The following is a 16,236-nucleotide window of genomic DNA, read 5'->3' as shown; positions in this document are numbered from 1 at the left end:
TGATGTAGGCTTTGATGTCTTCGGACATGGGCCACTCGAGTTGAACGTGCTGCTCGCGCAACCGGGCCCGGAGTATTTCCGGCGGCACATCAGGCAGCCCGATGCCCTGTTCCTGGGCGATGGCCGCGGCTGTTCCAGCGGCTTGCCCGAGCTGCATCATCGTGCGCGACAGACGGCAACTGGATGCGGCAATCGAACTGAAGCTCGCGCCCCGGCAGGAAATCAGCAGGTTCTTGAAGCCTTTCGGAATGAGGCAACGGTAGGGCACGCCGTAAGGCTCCATCACTTCTCCGCCGAGTCCGCCCGTGCCGTGGCGGTCGATCGAATGATCGGCGATGGTGACGATGTCCGGGTGTTGCTGTTTTGAAATGCCCGCGCGGAGGTCGTGCAGGGTCAAGACGTATTCGCCCACGAGCCGCGTAGTCTCCCGAACGCCGAGGGCCGGCGCGAGCCACGCGATGCGGTAACGTTGAAACTCGGGCCAGCCGCGCTGCACATGGTTCCAGAATGCGTATACGCGCCGGCGGCATTCTTCGTAGGCGGCTGCGGAGGCCATTTTCGCGAGTTCCTCCCCGGACATGGTGGGGAGCATGTTGCAATTGTAGCCGCCGTTGGGATACTGCACCGCGCTCATCGCGGGGAATGAGCCCCACCAGCACTTGTCGGGGATGCCTTCGGGCAGAGGTTCAACGGCCTTTGTATCCGCGGGCGCGATGCGGAATATGAGCGTCGCGCCGTTGGTGAGGCTGTTGGGCTGTTCGGGCGCGCCTTCCTCGCCGAACCGGCCGGCGCTCTCCTGGCCGTACATGACCTCGCAGCCGCACGCCTTGCACAATTCACCGCCGCCGGTGCCGTCTACGTAGGCGCGCGCGGATACGCGTTTCCCATTGGAGAGCACGAGCCCCGTCACTACGCCGTCCTGGACCTCCGCTTTCTCGAATAAGGTCTCGGTGAAGAGGGTGACGCGGCCGGTCTCCTGGAGCATGGCGCGCAGGACCCCCTCATATGCCGCGGGCTCGAAGACCACGCCGTGCCAGTACTCTTTTTTGAAAGCTGTATCGGCGGGCAGGCCGTCGCCTCGGTGCCTGCGAAGCGTGTCGGCGTACGCGCGGGTCAGGTCGGGCACGGCCTCGCCGCCGGGAAAGGCCTGCTGTCCGTCCCACGAGAAATGTCGTCCGGTCGAGTAGATGGCGGTGGCCCACGGTGTTGCCTTGAGCCGGCGGTAGATCAAAAAGGGGAGCCCCGTTCCGCCCACGCCAGGTTCCCACATGGTCACGCCCGACGCGACGGCGTTGCCGCCTACCTGGCCGGCCTTCTCGATACACAGCACGTTGAGGCCCTGTTGGGCCGCGGCGCAGGCGGCGCCAAACCCGCCGCTGCCGATACCCACGACGATCAGGTCGTGGCGCTCCTCCGCCGGGGATTCCTGCGCTTGGGATTTCGCGTTGGACCGAAGCAGGCCACTCATAGCCAATGCGCCGAGGGTGCCCGCAAAACGCCGTCTCGATATCACCTGCATTTGTATCTCCTGAGAAAAGGGCCTGTTCGAGGCGCTATTCCTTGGCTCTGAGTGTGCGCAGGCCAAAGACGCCGCCCGCGATATTGTCCGGATGCGCCTTGAACGTGACCGTGACGGATTCCTTGCCCCGGGTCAACTCGAGCGGGAGGGGATAGGCCAGTTCGAAGAACTCGCCGGGCTTGTCGTTGTGAAGCCGTTGCTCGGCAATTTTCGCGTCGTCTACCAGCACGTCGAACGCGCGCTGGTTCTCGCTGCCCCAGTAGGTGCAGAGTATCTCCATCGGCGCGGCGGGAAGCACCTTGAGACCGTAAGAGAACCAGCCGTTGGGGGCATGCCGCCACACCCGGCCCTGGTGAGGGCCCGTTGCCGTATTCTCGCCTTTCAGGTTGTGGGCCTCCTCGGACGCCTTGTCGCCGATCGCCACGGTGTCGACGGTCCGGGCGTCCAAGTCCTTCAGGCGCGCTTCCTCGGCGGCGCGTTCCGCTTCGCGCTGTTGCCATGCGTCCTCGGTCAGGAAATCCCAGTACACGTTGTAGCGCTGACCGTGCATGGCGTAAAGCGGTGTCAATTCCACGTCGTGCGGCCGCCCCACGCCTTTCGTTTGGAATGCGAGGGGATTGCCCTCGACGGGCTTGAGCCACGCGCCGGGGTCGCGGTTCTCCGTCAACAGGACGGGCACCTGCGGCTCGGGACCATCGATCGGGCCCACGCCCGCCGCGAGCACTAAGGGGCCGTACAGGACCGCCGCGCGGTCCGGATTGTCTGGCATGGTTTCAAGCCGTAACGCCATCGGGATCGTGTAATTGACCACATCGCCGTCATGCCAGGTGCGGCGGATGGCGGCATATCCGCCCGGATGCGCGCTATGGGCGCACTTCTCGCCGTTCACCTGGGCTGTGGGCAATCCCGCGGCCCAGCCGGGAGACCGCAGGAACAGCGTAAGCTCGACCGGTTTCCTGCACGAGAATCGCAGGCGCGTCTCACCCGTTTCGGGAAACGCCGTTTCCTGGCGAACAGCCACGCCGCTCTCTTCCCAGGAGAGCTCCGAGGGAATCCAGAGATTGACGTAGAGGCTGTCTTCCCCGTGGAAATAGATCGCCTCGCCATACCGCACATGATTCTCCATTCCCGTGCCGGTGCAGCACCAGAACGAGTCGAACGGCGTCGAGTACGTCTTGAAATGTCCCGGCTTCAGAGGAATGAAGTAACACATCATGCCGTCCTCCGGGTTCTGCGAGCCGAGAATGTGGTTGTACAACGCGCGCTCGTAAAAATCGGCCTTTTCGCATGCGGTATCCCAGCAGAACAGATGTTTCGTCAGCTTCAGCATGTTATAGGTGTTGCACGTCTCCGTGGTATCCGTTCCGAGGCGGCCGCTGAGCTGGTCGGGCGGCCCGAAGTGTTCGCGTTCGCTATGGCCTCCCGTGGCGTAGGAATGGTGCTGCACGACGCGGTCCCAGAAGAACGAGGCGATGGCCCGGTCCTCCATGGCGCCTGCCAACTCATAGCGCCGGGCCACGCCGGTAATCTTGGGAATCTGGGTGTTTGCGTGCAGACCGGGAAGACAGTCGATGCCCTGCGACAGTGGGCCGAGCACGGCCTTGTGATGAAACCTCCGCGACAGAGCCAGGTACCGCTCGTCGCCCGTACGCCCGTACAGTTCCGCCAGCGACTCGTTGATGCCCCCGTGTTCGCAGGCGAGCATTGCTTCGAACTGCTCGCCGCTCAGGCCTTTTGTTACGCTCTCGATCCAATCCGCCAGCCCTCTCGCGACGGCCAGTGCCTTCTCGCTGCCGGTGTACGCGTGAGCGTCAAGGAGGCCCGCCATCACCTTGTGCTCGGTGTACCAGGGCACCCAGATGCCGTTCAGTTCGAAGGATTTCACCTGAAGTTCGCCGCGCTCGACCGCCGCGAAGGCATCCTTGCCTTTCGGAATCGCGCCCACGTAGCCGTTGCCGTTAGCCGTCTGGCACGCGGCCAGCTCGTCGACGATATAGGCCGCGCGGCCAGCGAACCGGTCGTCCCCGGTTGACGCCCATGCCAGCGAACAGGCGGAAAGGTAATGCCCGAGCGAGTGCCCGGCCACGCCTTGAGTTTCCCATCCCCCGTATACCTCGGCCTTGGGTTCGAGGCCGGCCTCACGGCGGAATCCGCTCAACAACCGGTCCGGTTCGAGGCGCAAGAGATACGCGATATCGCGGTCCATGGCCCTTTTGAAGGGACCGTCCAGCAAACGGACGGCTCCCAGCGGAAACGCCGCGGCATTCGCCGGAGCCGCCGCGGGCGGGTTTGCTCCCAATGCCGCAACCAGTGTGAGACCGAGCGTAATCATCGTGATTCTCCTCTTGCTGCTCCCTGCGGCGCCATGCTTCCCGCAAGGCCATGCGGAACGGCTATGTAACGTCCCTATATACTACATACTACACGGCGGCGGGTTCCGGTTTCCTGCCGTTGCGGGGAGGCGGGCGGCCGCCGCCATCTCAATCCGCGGCAATGTCCTTGCGCACTCGGCCGTCCTTCGGTAGTATCTATGTGGGCTTGTCGAGGGCGCCGGCGGCGGAGCGGTGGCGGACAGTGGGGTCGTGACGTTTCAAACCGCTCCCGGAAGGAGGGCCGGCCCGTGCAGGTTCCAAGAGAATCTTCGCCGGCCAGCACCGCGGGCTCGTTGGGAAACTTGCGAGTGTGACCGCAGCACGCGGCCGGGGTCCAATTCTGCTCATGCCCGATCCATCGGAGGTGTTTTCGATGAAACTTGCTGACGTACTGGAGCACATTCAGGAAAGCGACTTCCAGGGTGAAGTGGCGTTGCGGTGGGACGAATCCATGGCCTCAATGCCGGAGACCTTGCCCTTTCTCGAGCCCAGCCAGATCGCGATGAGCCGGGAATGGGGGGGCCTCGAATCCAAGGAGCAAGCGGCGCTCGAGGAGACCGCGCAGCGCATTGACGCGGATCCCGCGCTCAAAGCACTGGCGTGGCACGCGTACCGCCGTCTGTATGATTATGCTGACCGCGTCGACTTTACCAAGTGGCCCGTGCTTGACGAAGCCACGGACGATTCGAGCGGCTGTTTCTATCTGCTGATAGGGATGGCCATGATTCCGCGCACACGGGCCATTCATGCGACCATGCACGTACCCGAGGACGTCACGCGCGAAACCTGTCTCCAGGTTTCGTGTTTTGCCGATAACTTCCGCCGGGGACGCCACGGCCGTCTGGGCCTGTTCCGCGACCAGCTTTTCTGGATGCGCAATTATACGGAAGGCAAGCTGTTCCGGCTGGGGCGTTTCGAGTACAAGCTCGAGCCAATGGAGCCTTTCGTGCATGTGTTCCGGCACCGCGAAAAGGCCCTTACGGTTGCGCTATCCGGGGACGGGCGCTGGTACAACGCCGCCGGTTATGCCGTGCAGCTGGGAACCGCCGACAGCTGGCAGGCGTCGCTGGCCATCTCAGACGAGGAAGCGCGGGGATTCCCCATTCATCCCGCGGGTCATGCCCTCCGGCACGAAGTGAGACTCCCACGTTCCGAATGGGACTACTACGTGAAGCCGGGCGACTGGATGCTCGATACGCACATTCCCTCCGGGGGCCAAATGACACCCGAAAAATGCCTGGACACCATGCGGCGCGGAGTGGAATTCTTCCGCCGGATGTTTCCCGACAAACCGTTCAATAGCTTCTGGTGCCACTCGTGGATTTTCGGCCCCCAACTCGAGAAGGTCCTGCCCGAAACCGCTAACCTCGTGAAATACATGCGCGAATTGTACCTGTACCCCATCTATTCGGAAGACGGCGGATTGTGGTTCATTTTCTTCCAGGACAAGTTTGACCCGGCCACGGCTCCGAGGGAGAACAGCCTGCAAACCACCGTCGCCGACTTCCTCGAAAAGGGCGGTGATTGGCGAGAAGGAGGCATGATCGCCTTGGTCGAGGACCTCGACCACTTCGGCCGGCAGGTCTACCGCTCGCGCTGGCCCGAGGTGGCCAAAGCGCTCAATATTCCCGGTTGACCGGCCTGGCCACCGCCGGGGTCCCGTCTGCATCCGTAAACGGCGCCCGGAGCCCCTCAAGACCGTCGAAAACTCGTCAGTATTGTCAGGAACCGTCACACCGCAGATAGGCCGTGCCAATTCCAGGGCAGTCCGCGCAAATTCCTTTTGTTCTAAAAGGTTTTCCGAATTGGCGTTGGCGGTTTCCGCAGTTTTGTCTTTCCCGGGACTCTCTTGGCACGGCGCATGCATGAGTCTACTTGAAGCTGGACGGGCAGAACGCCCGCCGACATCAAGGAGTTAAATGAAATGGGCCGGTCATGGATGCACGTGAAGGATGCCTCTGGCGAGACCCCCTTGAGCCGTGCGATGAAGTGCGGCTTCAAGGAACTCGCCGAGTTTGTCCTTCTCGGGGTCCATGGCGAGGAAGAGGACCGGAAACCCCGGTCTGTCCCCCGGGAAGCCTACTGGGGGATGAGCAAGACCGGCCTCGAATTGCTGTCCGGCGCGACCTGGAACGGATGCTCCCGGCGCTCCGACACCGAGTTGCACAAGGCGATACGCGCTGGCCACCCGGAAACGGTGGAGGCGATGTTGGCATTCGGCGCCGACGTCAAAGAAGTCACGGCGTCGGGAATGACCCCGCTGCACTGGTGCGCCCTCACGGGTCACGCGGAGCTGGTCGATCTGCTCGTGGAACACGGAGCAGAAACCAACGTTCGCGCCCCGGGGCTCGGCGGGCTGACCCCGAAAGCTGCCGCAATGCTGATGGGATACGAGGAATTGGCGGACCTCCTTGGCGCCTGTGGATGTACGTATTGACATGGCAGGGAAGACAGTCACCGCATGGGAACGCGCGATTCAGAAGTGGTACTGGAGGGAGCGGCAAATGACGAAGAGCTGGATACATCGGGAAGACGGTCTCGGCGAGACGCCTCTCGTACGCGCCATGCGCTGCGGCAACCGGACCCTTATCGATTTCATGCTTGGCCAGGAAGAAAGGGAAGGGGTGGACGTGCCGGTCGAGACCCCCGAGGCTTACCTGCACAGCGCCGCGTATTGGGGCGCCGCGCAGGCTGTCCATTCCCTGCTCGAAAGCGGCGTGGATGCCATGGACCGCGATGCCAGCGGCGAAACGCCTCTTCACAAAGCAGTACGCAATGGCCATCACGAAACCGTCGAGATGCTCTTGGAGCACGGCGCCGCGGTGGATATACCCGACGATCGGGGCCTTACTCCGCTGCATTGGGCCGCGCTTTCCGGCAACCCGGAGGTCGCCGGAATGCTTCTCGATCAGGGGGCAGATCCGCATACCTCAGCCGTTCTGTTGGGCGATCTCAGCCCCCGCAGTATTGCCGGGCTGATGGGATACCAAGACCTCGTCAATGTCTTGGATGCGCACGGCGTCGCCGCCGTCTAGGCAGACTCTGACGGACCGTGCCGCAGCAAACAGTTTACCTCTCATGACGGCGAAACCACCCGCCTTTCCAGCCAGACCGAAGGTTTCGCCGGGCCGCGAAGCGCGAACGAGCCACCAAGCGCAGCCGGACCGCGAAGGTGGACCGATCGCACCGTAGGACGCGCTTCAGGCCATGTGCCGGGATGGTCTCACCACCGCAACTCGCCCTTGAGACCGTCCCGGCCCCCTCTTTCTGGTATTCTGCCGGCACGCGAGCCGTGAACCGCGGGCAGGCGAACACTCTCCGCGCTGCCGGGTCGCGCACGGCGCAAATGGGCGTTTTCTGTGGTTCAAAGAATCCGTTCTCTGGATGCCGCGGCTATGCCCCGCCGTATGCGTTCCTGTCTCTCTGCGAGTCCCAGCGTGATTGGTTCCATAAGGCGAGAGGCTATTTTTTCGGTCCGAGAATGACGTACGTACGGGCTTGAGTATCCGAACCTGTCAGCGCGCCAGCGGCCTGGTCGAGTTGCTGGCCTTCCAACCGCTCCCAGCCCGCATCAGGATTGAACGCATAAATTGCCAGCGTCCCGATGTCGACTCCGTCCGGCAGGCTCTGTTCCGGGCGCAGGGCGAGCCCGATACGCAGGGGAACATCCTGTTTCGACAGCGACAAATCGACAAAACTGCCGTATGCCTGCATGCCCTCCGGAATCGGGCCCGGCGGCTCGGCGAGGACTTTCGTGAATGCGCCTATCGAAGACTCCGCCTCGATGGTGAACTCGGCGCGCGCGTTTTGCGCCGCAAGCACCAGCGACTTGCCCCACGCCAGGGTCGGCTTTCGAGGCCCCGCCGGTACAGGCGCTGCCGCGGGTTCCGGCGCACGGGCCTGTTCCTCGGGCGGCGTTTCCACTGGAGCGGGCGTGGTCTCTATTGAAACGTCCTGAGCCGGCGCGGCAACGGTGGTCTCAAGGGGCGCAGCTTGTGCTTCGGGGGCGCCGGCAGGCTTCAATACGGCGTAGATGCCTGGCCGAGTATCCGAGCCTGTCATGACGCCGGTTTCTTTGTCGACGCGCTGCTCGGGGAGCTTTTGCCACCCGGTCTCCGGGCGGTAGCCGTATAATCCAAGTGCCTCGCCGCGGTTTGTAATTTCACCAGGAACCGAAAGCGCTACTTCGAGCGTCATCGACGCTTCCGCATCGGAACAATGGACCGCGACGAACGGCGTTGCAGGGTCCAGGCCCTCGGGCGGGGGGACCGGCGCAACGCCGGATGCGCTGGTGAACACACCCACGGATTTGTTTGCCGTGACGCTTACGGAACCGGCCCCGCCTGGAACTGGAATCTCGAGGGTCTTGCCCCATGCCAGAGCGGAGCGAACCGCGTCGGCGGGAGTGGAAGGGCCTTGCGCCGGCGCGGGAATCACCGGCGCCTGCGCGAGAGTCCCCGGCTGGGGAGCTTCAAGCCCGGCCTCGCTCACTTCCGGGGACTCGGGTGCCGGTGCTGCAGGCATCTCGGGTACCGGGGCTTCCTCCGGCGCTGGCTCGATGTCCGGTTCCGCAGCCACCTGCAGCCGCTCCTGCTCGCGTGGGGTTTCCTCGGGAGAGGGCGGTTCCGCGGCCAGAACCGGCGGTTCCACGCGCAGTACGGCAGGCCCGAGAACGACGCAGGTGGGCAAACCCTGGTAACGCGCGTGAAGGATGCGCGTGTTGGCATTGATGGCCTGGTTGGGCGCGGCAAACCAGCCGTGCTCGGGATCAAGCGTATACACTGCAAGCTGTTCCAGGCCCCCTTCCTGGACCACCGACGGCGGAATATAGATGGCCGCGTCCACACTGGCCGGCACCCCCGGCCCTTTCAGTTTCGGCGTCACGAACACGGTGTAGGGCGCCATGCCGTCTGGCAAGGGAGCCGGGGATTCCGCGGCGGTCTCGAGGTGCACGGAGACGGGGTCGCGCGCGTTGATTCCGAACACGCCCTGCATCCCAACGGGCCGGAGCGTCGGGCACCGTCCCAACGCGCTCTCCGCATAACGCTGCACATCTTTGTCGAGAAAGTAGTTGATTTTGAAGCGCCGCTCGGCGAACAGCGAAAGCTGGTCGGCGAAATGTTCCGATGCGGGGTCATCGGACGCTCCCCCGGGGCTGACACTCACCGATTCGGGAACGTCGCCGAATTGGACCGCCATGGCGAAGGCATACCCGTACCCGGCCAACAGTTTTCTACGGGCTCCGCCGTATCCGCCGGTAACCATGATGGGCTCACCGGCCAAACCGCCCGGGATGGGTTCCTCGTGGTTTCCCCTGCGCAGGCGGTGCACATCGCCCCACGGCACCTCGATCGCGTCGTGAAGGTTGCGCATCTCGCGGGCAGCATTCGACACCGCCTCCAACGCAAGCTCCTGCACACGCGGCGTCGCACTCATGAACTCCTGGTAAAGCAGCGCGTCGGAGGCGTCGGGGCCCGCCAGTTGCCGGTACGCCGTCCACCAGGCATTGAAGAGCGTCATGCCCGAACTGTTGGTCTCCGCGACGAAATTCCACGACCTCAATACGTCGAGGCCGTGTCCTGTATCGGGATGCGCGGTCTGCAGGAAGTTTTCACGCGCATCGGCCCATGCGAGCAATTGCGGCACGGCGGCGGTCGCAAACGGCACGAGCACGTCGTACACCATGGACTGCGCCTCCTGAAAGCTCCGCTTGCCGAAACTCAGCAAATGGCGCACGCGCTGCGCACGAAACGAGTCGCGATCGTTGGCCAGCCATAACGGCACGGTGGCCGGATTGATGCCCGAGTTGCCCGTCACCTCCCACGGCGGCGTACCGCATGCCTGCAAGTACCCCGCGGGAGGATTGACCACGGCGGGCAACGCCTCAATCGGCACCAGCTGCCCCCAAAAATAGCGAAAGTCCTGCGCGGGGACCGGTTCGTCCCACCCGTAGATTGGCGTGTCCGGCGGCGCGCCTCTCTCTGCGTTGAGCATTTCCTGGTTGCTGTCCAATCCTCCCCGCGGCGCCGTGGCCGGGGCGAGCGCTTTGTCGCCCACTTTTGCATTGTAGAGGTAAAACAGGTTTCCTTCCCGGTCCGCGTAAAGCACATGAAAGCATGGCAACTGCCGCATGGCCAGGGCATCCTGGAATTCGCCCAGATTGCGGGCCGCGGCCATGGACGCCAACTGTTCCAGGGCGCCAAAATCGGCATAGCCGCCCGCGAAAAACGAACACGGGTCTCCCTGAATCTCGCCTACCACGGGACCCTTGCCCGTCAAGCGAAAGGATACGCTCCGTTGCCGCATGCCGCTCGGCGTATTGACGAAGAATATCCGTGCCTCGGCAAGACGGCGCCCGATGAGGAGCCGTTCGAGCGCGGCTTCGAGTTGCATCTTGTTCGGGTCGGCGGGAGGAAGCTTGATCACCTCTTTCGGATGGACGTAGATGTCCGCGAAATCGGGATAATTGGGTGTGAGGGCCCAGCCGAGCACTTCGTTATGGCCCTGCAGAATGACGGGAAGCCCACAGAGACCCGCGCCCGCCACGTTCATGCGGGGACCCGCCAAGTGCGCTTCATACCATTGAAACGGGCCGTCGTAGTACCCGTGCGGGTTGATCACGAGCACCGGTGCGCCGGACTGCGTCAAGGGCGGGCCCAACGCCCATGCATTGCCTGAAAAGGCCGGGGCAGGTCTCGAGAATATCCCCCGAAGATCGAACGGCGCGAAACTCATCAAATAGCAGTGCATGAGCGCGAGAACATCGGCGGGCCGCGCGCCATCCACCCATTCAGGAACCCGTCCCGGATGGTCCGCGATCCATGCGTTGACCCCCAGTGCGAACCCCTCGCAGAGGTCGAGCGTCAGAGGAGGCGCGTCTTCGAGAGCCTGCACGGCCAGGTCGCCGTGTCCCATTTTCAGCGCGAAGGCGTCTGAATCGGCGTAATCCGGCCCGAATACCGCCGCGGCGCGCCCCGTCGCAATGCGGTAGGCGCGCATGAGCGTCTCGAGACGGTCCTCGGCCTGGGCGTAACCGAACGCGAATGCCAATGCGCGAGGCGTGTCGGCATACACGTGTGGAACGCCCCAACTGTCGCGGTAAACCGTGGCCTGCGCCCACAATTGTTGGGGGGTCTGGCCCCAGACCGCTCCAGCAACCAGCAGGAAAATCCCGCAAAGATGTGCCCGTGTATTCATACGTAACGCCAGTGTACACCAGATACGGCGCTCGGCGGCAAGTCATCGCATCGGGCGCGCAAACCGCCAGACAAAGGTCACGCGGCGCGGGGTGGGCGGCGGCGGTCGGGTTCGGGGCTCGTGGGAACCGGCTCGCCGTCAGGTTCGTGCCACGCGCCGGGTGTGAGAGGAGGCAATCCGTACGCGAGGCGGGCTTTGTCGCACTGCTCGCTCGGCTGACCCGTTGCATAGGACGCCTTGACGGCCCGGCAGATGCTCGGACGCCGCGCGTAGATCGAGCAATAAACCGATACGCAGACTTCCCCCTCGAGAGCGACGCACCGCGGCGGTATTCGCCCTGTTCCTTTCATCATCCGGCGAAACGGCCCCAGATCCTCGGTCATGCCCACAGGAACGCCGCATGATGTCTCGTCATCACACTCCGCCCAATGGAAAGAGACCCGGAAATAGGCACAGCACGCCCCACAGGTCAGACACGGATTGGGCACAGACGTACATCCTCACGTTACGATACAACACAAGAGTCTTGCGCTCGCACGCGAGCACCGACAGAAGAGGCCGGGCGTGGAGGAGCGTGAGAGTATAGCACGCCGGCTCCCCGCCGTTTCCACCAAAAAACGGGCCTTCAGCGGCCGCCTCATCCCCTTGCGAGGGCCGGTCCGTTCGCATGCAATTTGCTGTCTGAACAGCCGTATGCCATTATGTTCGCTAACCGTAACAAAGACTGTCGTTGGGGGGAACGTGAGCGGATTCCTGGCCAATATGCGCGCCGCGTGGCGCATCTTCCTGTTGGTGCCGTGGACATGCGGCGTGTTCTCCCTCGCCATCATCGTCCGCCCCTTCATAAAAATGGCGTCTTCCCATGCGGACGTGCGTTTCCGAAGCGCGATGGTCCGTCTCTGGGCCCGCGTGGCCTTGCGCATTGGCGGATTTCGCCTGACCATAAACGGTGAGCCCCCGCGGCATCATTGTTTCACGGTCAGCAATCATCTCAGTTCGATCGACAGCGTCGTCATATGCGCGGTCATCGGGGGCGTTTTTGTCGCGCGCCACGACATGGCCCGGTGGCCGCTTATCGGGTTCATGTCGCGGCACGTCGACATCATCTTTGTCAACCGGCAGCGGCGCACGGATGTCGGGGACATCAACGAGCGGATCGCGGATGCTTTGCACAAGGGCTATGCCGTGCATATGTTCGCCGAGAGCCGCATCGGAGACGGCAAGACCGTCCTTCCGTTCAAACCCGCTCTCCTTGAGCCCGCTGTTCAAGCCGGGATGCCGGTCCACTACGCTACGCTGGGTTACCGCACCAAACCCAACGACCCGACGCCCATGCAGTCCGTACACTGGGGTCCTGACGTTCCTTTCGCGAACCACATCCTGGGCATCTTACGGTTGCGCGGCGGCGAAGCTTCCATGAAGTTCGGCGCCGAACCGGTCGCGGGAACCGACCGCAAACAACTCGCCGCCGACCTCTGGGAAAAGGTGCAGAAGCAGTTCGTACCTCTGGAATAGGACAGGGCCGTTCGCGATTGGTTTTCGGTTCGTGAAATGGGGTCTCCGCGAGATAGCGGGGTGGCACGGACGAGAACCGGCCCGCGCCGGCAGAGTATCTGCCCTATTGATTCAGCTCGCGCAGCGCTTCTTCCTGCTGGAGGTTGCGTTGATTGACCGCCTCGTCGGACCTGCTTCTCATGTGTTGGCGGGCCGTGCTGCTCGCACCTCCGCCCCCGAACCCGCGGTTGAGTTCTTCCTGAATACCGATGCCGGTCAACACCTCGCCCATGGGGCCGCCCGCGCCGCCCGCCGGGGCGCGCCGCCGCGGCTGGTGCACGGGTTGCTGGGCTTGTTGCGGCTGCTGGTACTGGCCGTAGCTGTCCAACGACCCTGCCGCGGGCGCATCGGCCTCGAGGGGTTCGGGCAACGGCGGCGGCGCGGACACTATCCCCGTCGCCGGGTCATAATCGAAGTCCTGACCGTCTTTGGTCTTCAAGTATTCCGGCAGGTAATCCGGCACCAAGGCCCACAACGACGTCGGATACTTGCCCTGTTTGACCGTATAGCTGGTGATCGCTTCATGAATGCGCAGGAGCCGCTCCTGGTTCGATTCCTGGAGCGGCACGTTGTCCAACAGACCGGGTTTCGGCGCGGCTGCGGGAGCGCCCTGAGCCGCCGTCCCCTCTACCGGACTATCCAGCAACGCGCCCGTCTCGGGGTCGTAGCCAAAACCGGTCCCGTCGGCTTTCTTGGGGATATTGGGCATCCACTCGGGGACCAGCGCATCAAGGGATTTCGGGTACTCGCCGGTTTCGGCTGCGTACGCGCGGATTGCCTGTTCGATGCTCATCCGCGAGGAGGTGTCCTTGGCATAATCGATGGATTGTTTCGCGCCGCTGACCGCTTCCTTCTGAAGAGTTCCCTGGATAGCCGTCCCCGCCAACAGCTCAAGACCGCATCCGCTCGCAAGAACAATCGTTACTATTGCTATGAGGTATCGCATCTCTCCGTACCTCCTGGAATCTGGCCGTTGCCACGGCATCCTACCGGACGGAATCCGCTTGCCCGCATACGCCGTGGCCCCTTGTCAGGCCTCAACAGCCAGTATACCACACGGTCATAGGTGACGTTTGTGGGCATTCGGGACAGACCGCGCGGCTGTGCTTCGCAAGGCCTTGGGCCAGGGTTTCGCGCTCACCCGCGGGCAACAGCCGGGAGCTTCCCGGCGATGGCGCTCCATTCGAGTTCGTGGGGGAGGCAGTTGCGAGAGCAGGCCAATGCCGCGGCGACACCGGCCGCCTCGCCGGCCTTAAAGGCCTTGACAAGGCCTTCTCATGGAAGGTGCGAAGGTGGGAAGGGTGGGAAGGTGAGAAGGGAATTCGGACGTTCGCGTACCTCCCGAAAAAGAGGGTCTGTTCTCCGCAGCCCGAAGGACGAACCCGCATCCGGCACCGGAGGGCGGGTTTTCCCGGGCGCAACGGGTGATAGGTCTTTCTTCAATGTCTTTGAGCGTAGAAGAAGGCGGAATGGAGTGCAGGAAGAACCAGCGCCGCCGGCTGCGTCCGCGCTATCTGTAGTTCCCTTACTCCTTTTCCGCTGGGCACAATTCCGAGGCCTGTTTGGCCAGGGTGAGGTCGATATCTTCGAATTCGGCAAAGAGCGGAGTCGGTTTCAGCATGTCCCTCGGCGGAATGCCTGGCACGGCGGCCAGGAACAGCGCACCAGCATCGATTGTGCGAATCTCGGGGGGCAACAAGATGGTTCCCCATTGAGTCTCTTCGAATTCTCTAAGACCCGCGTCTACTTGCTTCACGGACTCCTTGTCGACAAAGTACACGCGCAACGGACCTTCGGCAGGCTTACTGCCCCTCCAGGTAAGCAGGATCTCAATCCTTTTCGCGCCCGCTGATGCCTCGAACGTTTCTTGCGCCTGGATAAGGAGCGCCTCGGCTTGCCCGCACATTTCCAACGCCTGTACGACCGAATCGGAGACGGCGATCTTGTCCTCGTGGACTTTGATGTTGCCCTGCTCGTCTCTTGCGACCGATGCGCTCATGCACGGCTGAGCCTTGTGTAAAAGTGCGCCTTGAACGCCCCTGAGCAGTTGGGCCCAGTCTCGGTCAATCGCCATGCCAATGGCTCGATTGTACTGAATCACCTCCAGCCACTTTTCCAGAGTATTTTCTTCCAGCGGTATGAGATGGGCTTCTGTTCCCGGCTCCAAAAGGCATTTCCCGGGCGGGTACTTGGCAAAGAAGGCGCTCATTGGCGCTGCGAATGTATCCCTAAGCCTTCCGACACCCAATCGTTCCGGAACTGCGGGAGAAACCATGAGAACGGAGACAGGAAGGTCCGGCGTTTGCAGATTCCGGAGAGGCACTGGCGCCAGAAATCCGCAACCGACGCCCCATGCCTGACTCGATCCGCTTCCTACTTCGGTAGCTTCCGTCACTGTGCCTGGACGGCCCACGAAGAGCTTCTTGTCAAACCGCCACTCGGCCCCGTCCACGGTCATCTCACAACCCAGTTCCACCAGCAGCAACGCCTCGTCGTCTGAGATTTGCGGAGGCAACGGGCTTTGGAGACGCAATTCGGCGCTACCGATGTCCGGGGCGGCGATGTGCTTTTCACCTTCGCCGTGCCCGGCGAACACGGTGAGCTGCTTTTTGAGCGTCATGGCTGATACGGGGTCGAACAGAGTGATGTCATATTTGCCTTCGTTCTGGAAACGAAAGGTGACCGAGCCGTCGGCGCCGGTCTTATCGTCGATTACCAGGGCAGGACCCTCTCCCGCTTTGTGTGACAAGCTGACCTCGACGCCCTCGGCGGGCGGGCCTTCCAGCGACCCGCGGTGCAACACGAGGATGGCCTCATACTCCGGCCTGGCCGAAACCTGTTTCATTTCCTGGATCGCCGCCAGCAAGGCATCCTGCCTTCGGCTCAGGTGGGTCCAGCCCCCCGCCACGAACACCACAAACGCAATACCCACCACCACAACGGTTGCCGCGATAATCCTGTCCCGCATAATGACCTCCTTCATCGCGTCCCACCACAGCCTGCGCGCCACGGCCGCCGGATTGCCAAAACGTTCGATGACACTCTTGCGAATTTCGTCGTCGTCCGCATCTTTGCGGGCGGCGCGCTCTTCCTCGGCGGCGAGGAGCAGGTGGTCCTGCACCTCGTCGAGGATGTCCTGCCGCAACGTGCGCGGTTCCCTCGGCGACGGCCGCGGCAGGTCCCGGGCTGCCTCGTCACGCCAATCCATCGCACTCCGCCCCCAGGATTCGGTTGACGCCCGCCGCGAATCCCCGCCACTCCGCGACCTTCTGCTCGAGGGTCTTCTCTCCCATGGCCGTGATGCGGTAGTACTTGCGCCGGCGGCCTTCGGGGGTATCAAGCCAATACGATTCGAGCAAGCCGTTCCGTTCGAGTTTGTGCAGGGCGGGGTAGAGACTGCCTTCCTTCAGCTGGAAGAAGTCCTCGGAACGGCGCAACACCTCCTGGGTGATGTGGTAGCCGTACGAGGGCTCGAAACTGACCACCTGGAGAATCATCATCTCCAGCGTGCCGGACAACAGGCGGGAATCCATAACGGGCCTCCTATACCAAGGCGGTCTGTTTACATAGATAATCTATGTATAAGTATAAACG

Annotated in this window: 11 protein-coding genes; 4 read left to right on the top strand and 7 right to left on the bottom strand. The window is 63.0% G+C overall.

The window, feature by feature from the left end; translation table 11 throughout:
* Together PLJ71_12845 and PLJ71_12840 are read right to left on the bottom strand one after the other, a co-directional pair.
* The coding region (locus tag PLJ71_12845; protein ID HQM49567.1) for an FAD-dependent oxidoreductase at positions 1-1,519 on the bottom strand (1,519 nt) is incomplete at its 3' end.
* A 34-nt stretch (positions 1,520-1,553) separates the two neighbouring features.
* Complete coding sequence (locus PLJ71_12840) at positions 1,554-3,851, bottom strand: glycoside hydrolase family 127 protein (GenBank protein ID HQM49566.1); 2,298 nt, start codon at positions 3,849-3,851, stop codon at positions 1,554-1,556.
* Positions 3,852-4,264: 413 nt separating this feature from the next.
* On the opposite strand from PLJ71_12840, the gene PLJ71_12835 reads away from it, so the two are divergent.
* From PLJ71_12835 to PLJ71_12825, 3 genes are all read left to right on the top strand, one after another.
* Positions 4,265-5,527: an acyltransferase domain-containing protein gene (locus PLJ71_12835; protein ID HQM49565.1), complete on the top strand. Its 1,263-nt coding sequence runs from the start codon at positions 4,265-4,267 to the stop codon at positions 5,525-5,527.
* Between the two features lie 288 nt (positions 5,528-5,815).
* On the top strand, positions 5,816-6,328 hold the full coding sequence (locus PLJ71_12830) for an ankyrin repeat domain-containing protein (protein HQM49564.1): 513 nt from the start codon (positions 5,816-5,818) through the stop codon (positions 6,326-6,328).
* 67 nt (positions 6,329-6,395) lie between these two features.
* Entirely contained in the window at positions 6,396-6,926 is a 531-nt protein-coding gene (locus PLJ71_12825) for an ankyrin repeat domain-containing protein (protein ID HQM49563.1), read from the top strand.
* 427 nt (positions 6,927-7,353) lie between these two features.
* On the opposite strand, the gene PLJ71_12820 is transcribed toward PLJ71_12825, so the two are convergent.
* Positions 7,354-11,088, bottom strand: coding sequence for a penicillin acylase family protein (locus PLJ71_12820; protein HQM49562.1), 3,735 nt, complete (start codon positions 11,086-11,088; stop codon positions 7,354-7,356).
* Positions 11,089-11,165: 77 nt separating this feature from the next.
* Positions 11,166-11,576 (bottom strand): YkgJ family cysteine cluster protein, encoded by a 411-nt coding sequence (locus PLJ71_12815; protein HQM49561.1) that lies wholly within the window; start codon positions 11,574-11,576, stop codon positions 11,166-11,168.
* 253 nt (positions 11,577-11,829) lie between these two features.
* On the opposite strand from PLJ71_12815, the gene PLJ71_12810 reads away from it, so the two are divergent.
* A complete protein-coding gene (locus PLJ71_12810; protein ID HQM49560.1) occupies positions 11,830-12,603 on the top strand; it encodes a lysophospholipid acyltransferase family protein in 774 nt (257 codons plus the stop codon).
* A gap of 103 nt (positions 12,604-12,706) precedes the next feature.
* Here the strand turns inward: PLJ71_12810 and PLJ71_12805 are convergent, their stop codons facing one another.
* From PLJ71_12805 to PLJ71_12795, 3 genes are all read right to left on the bottom strand, one after another.
* A complete protein-coding gene (locus PLJ71_12805) occupies positions 12,707-13,588 on the bottom strand; it encodes a hypothetical protein (GenBank protein HQM49559.1) in 882 nt (293 codons plus the stop codon).
* 579 nt (positions 13,589-14,167) lie between these two features.
* Positions 14,168-15,850 carry a hypothetical protein gene (locus tag PLJ71_12800; protein ID HQM49558.1) on the bottom strand — a complete coding sequence of 561 codons (1,683 nt, stop codon included), beginning with the start codon at positions 15,848-15,850 and terminating at the stop codon, positions 14,168-14,170.
* Positions 15,837-16,175 (bottom strand): PadR family transcriptional regulator, encoded by a 339-nt coding sequence (locus PLJ71_12795; GenBank protein HQM49557.1) that lies wholly within the window; start codon positions 16,173-16,175, stop codon positions 15,837-15,839. The genes PLJ71_12800 and PLJ71_12795 overlap by 14 nt, the downstream gene beginning before the upstream one ends.
* Positions 16,176-16,236: the final 61 nt, after the last annotated feature.

The sequence above is a fragment of the Candidatus Hydrogenedentota bacterium genome (assembly GCA_035416745.1).
GTDB lineage: Bacteria > Hydrogenedentota > Hydrogenedentia > Hydrogenedentales > SLHB01 > UBA2224.
The sequence above is the reverse complement of the archived record's forward strand: the minus strand, read 5'-3'. Positions and strand labels throughout refer to the sequence as shown.

Coding starts and splice junctions, on each gene's coding strand:
- PLJ71_12840 (HQM49566.1), bottom strand. CDS start 3,851: ATGATTACGCTCGGTCTCACACTGGTTGCGGCATTGGGAGCAAACCCG.
- PLJ71_12835 (HQM49565.1), top strand. CDS start 4,265: ATGAAACTTGCTGACGTACTGGAGCACATTCAGGAAAGCGACTTCCAG.
- PLJ71_12830 (HQM49564.1), top strand. CDS start 5,816: ATGGGCCGGTCATGGATGCACGTGAAGGATGCCTCTGGCGAGACCCCC.
- PLJ71_12825 (HQM49563.1), top strand. CDS start 6,396: ATGACGAAGAGCTGGATACATCGGGAAGACGGTCTCGGCGAGACGCCT.
- PLJ71_12820 (HQM49562.1), bottom strand. CDS start 11,088: ATGAATACACGGGCACATCTTTGCGGGATTTTCCTGCTGGTTGCTGGA.
- PLJ71_12805 (HQM49559.1), bottom strand. CDS start 13,588: ATGCGATACCTCATAGCAATAGTAACGATTGTTCTTGCGAGCGGATGC.
- PLJ71_12800 (HQM49558.1), bottom strand. CDS start 15,850: ATGGATTGGCGTGACGAGGCAGCCCGGGACCTGCCGCGGCCGTCGCCG.
- PLJ71_12795 (HQM49557.1), bottom strand. CDS start 16,175: ATGGATTCCCGCCTGTTGTCCGGCACGCTGGAGATGATGATTCTCCAG.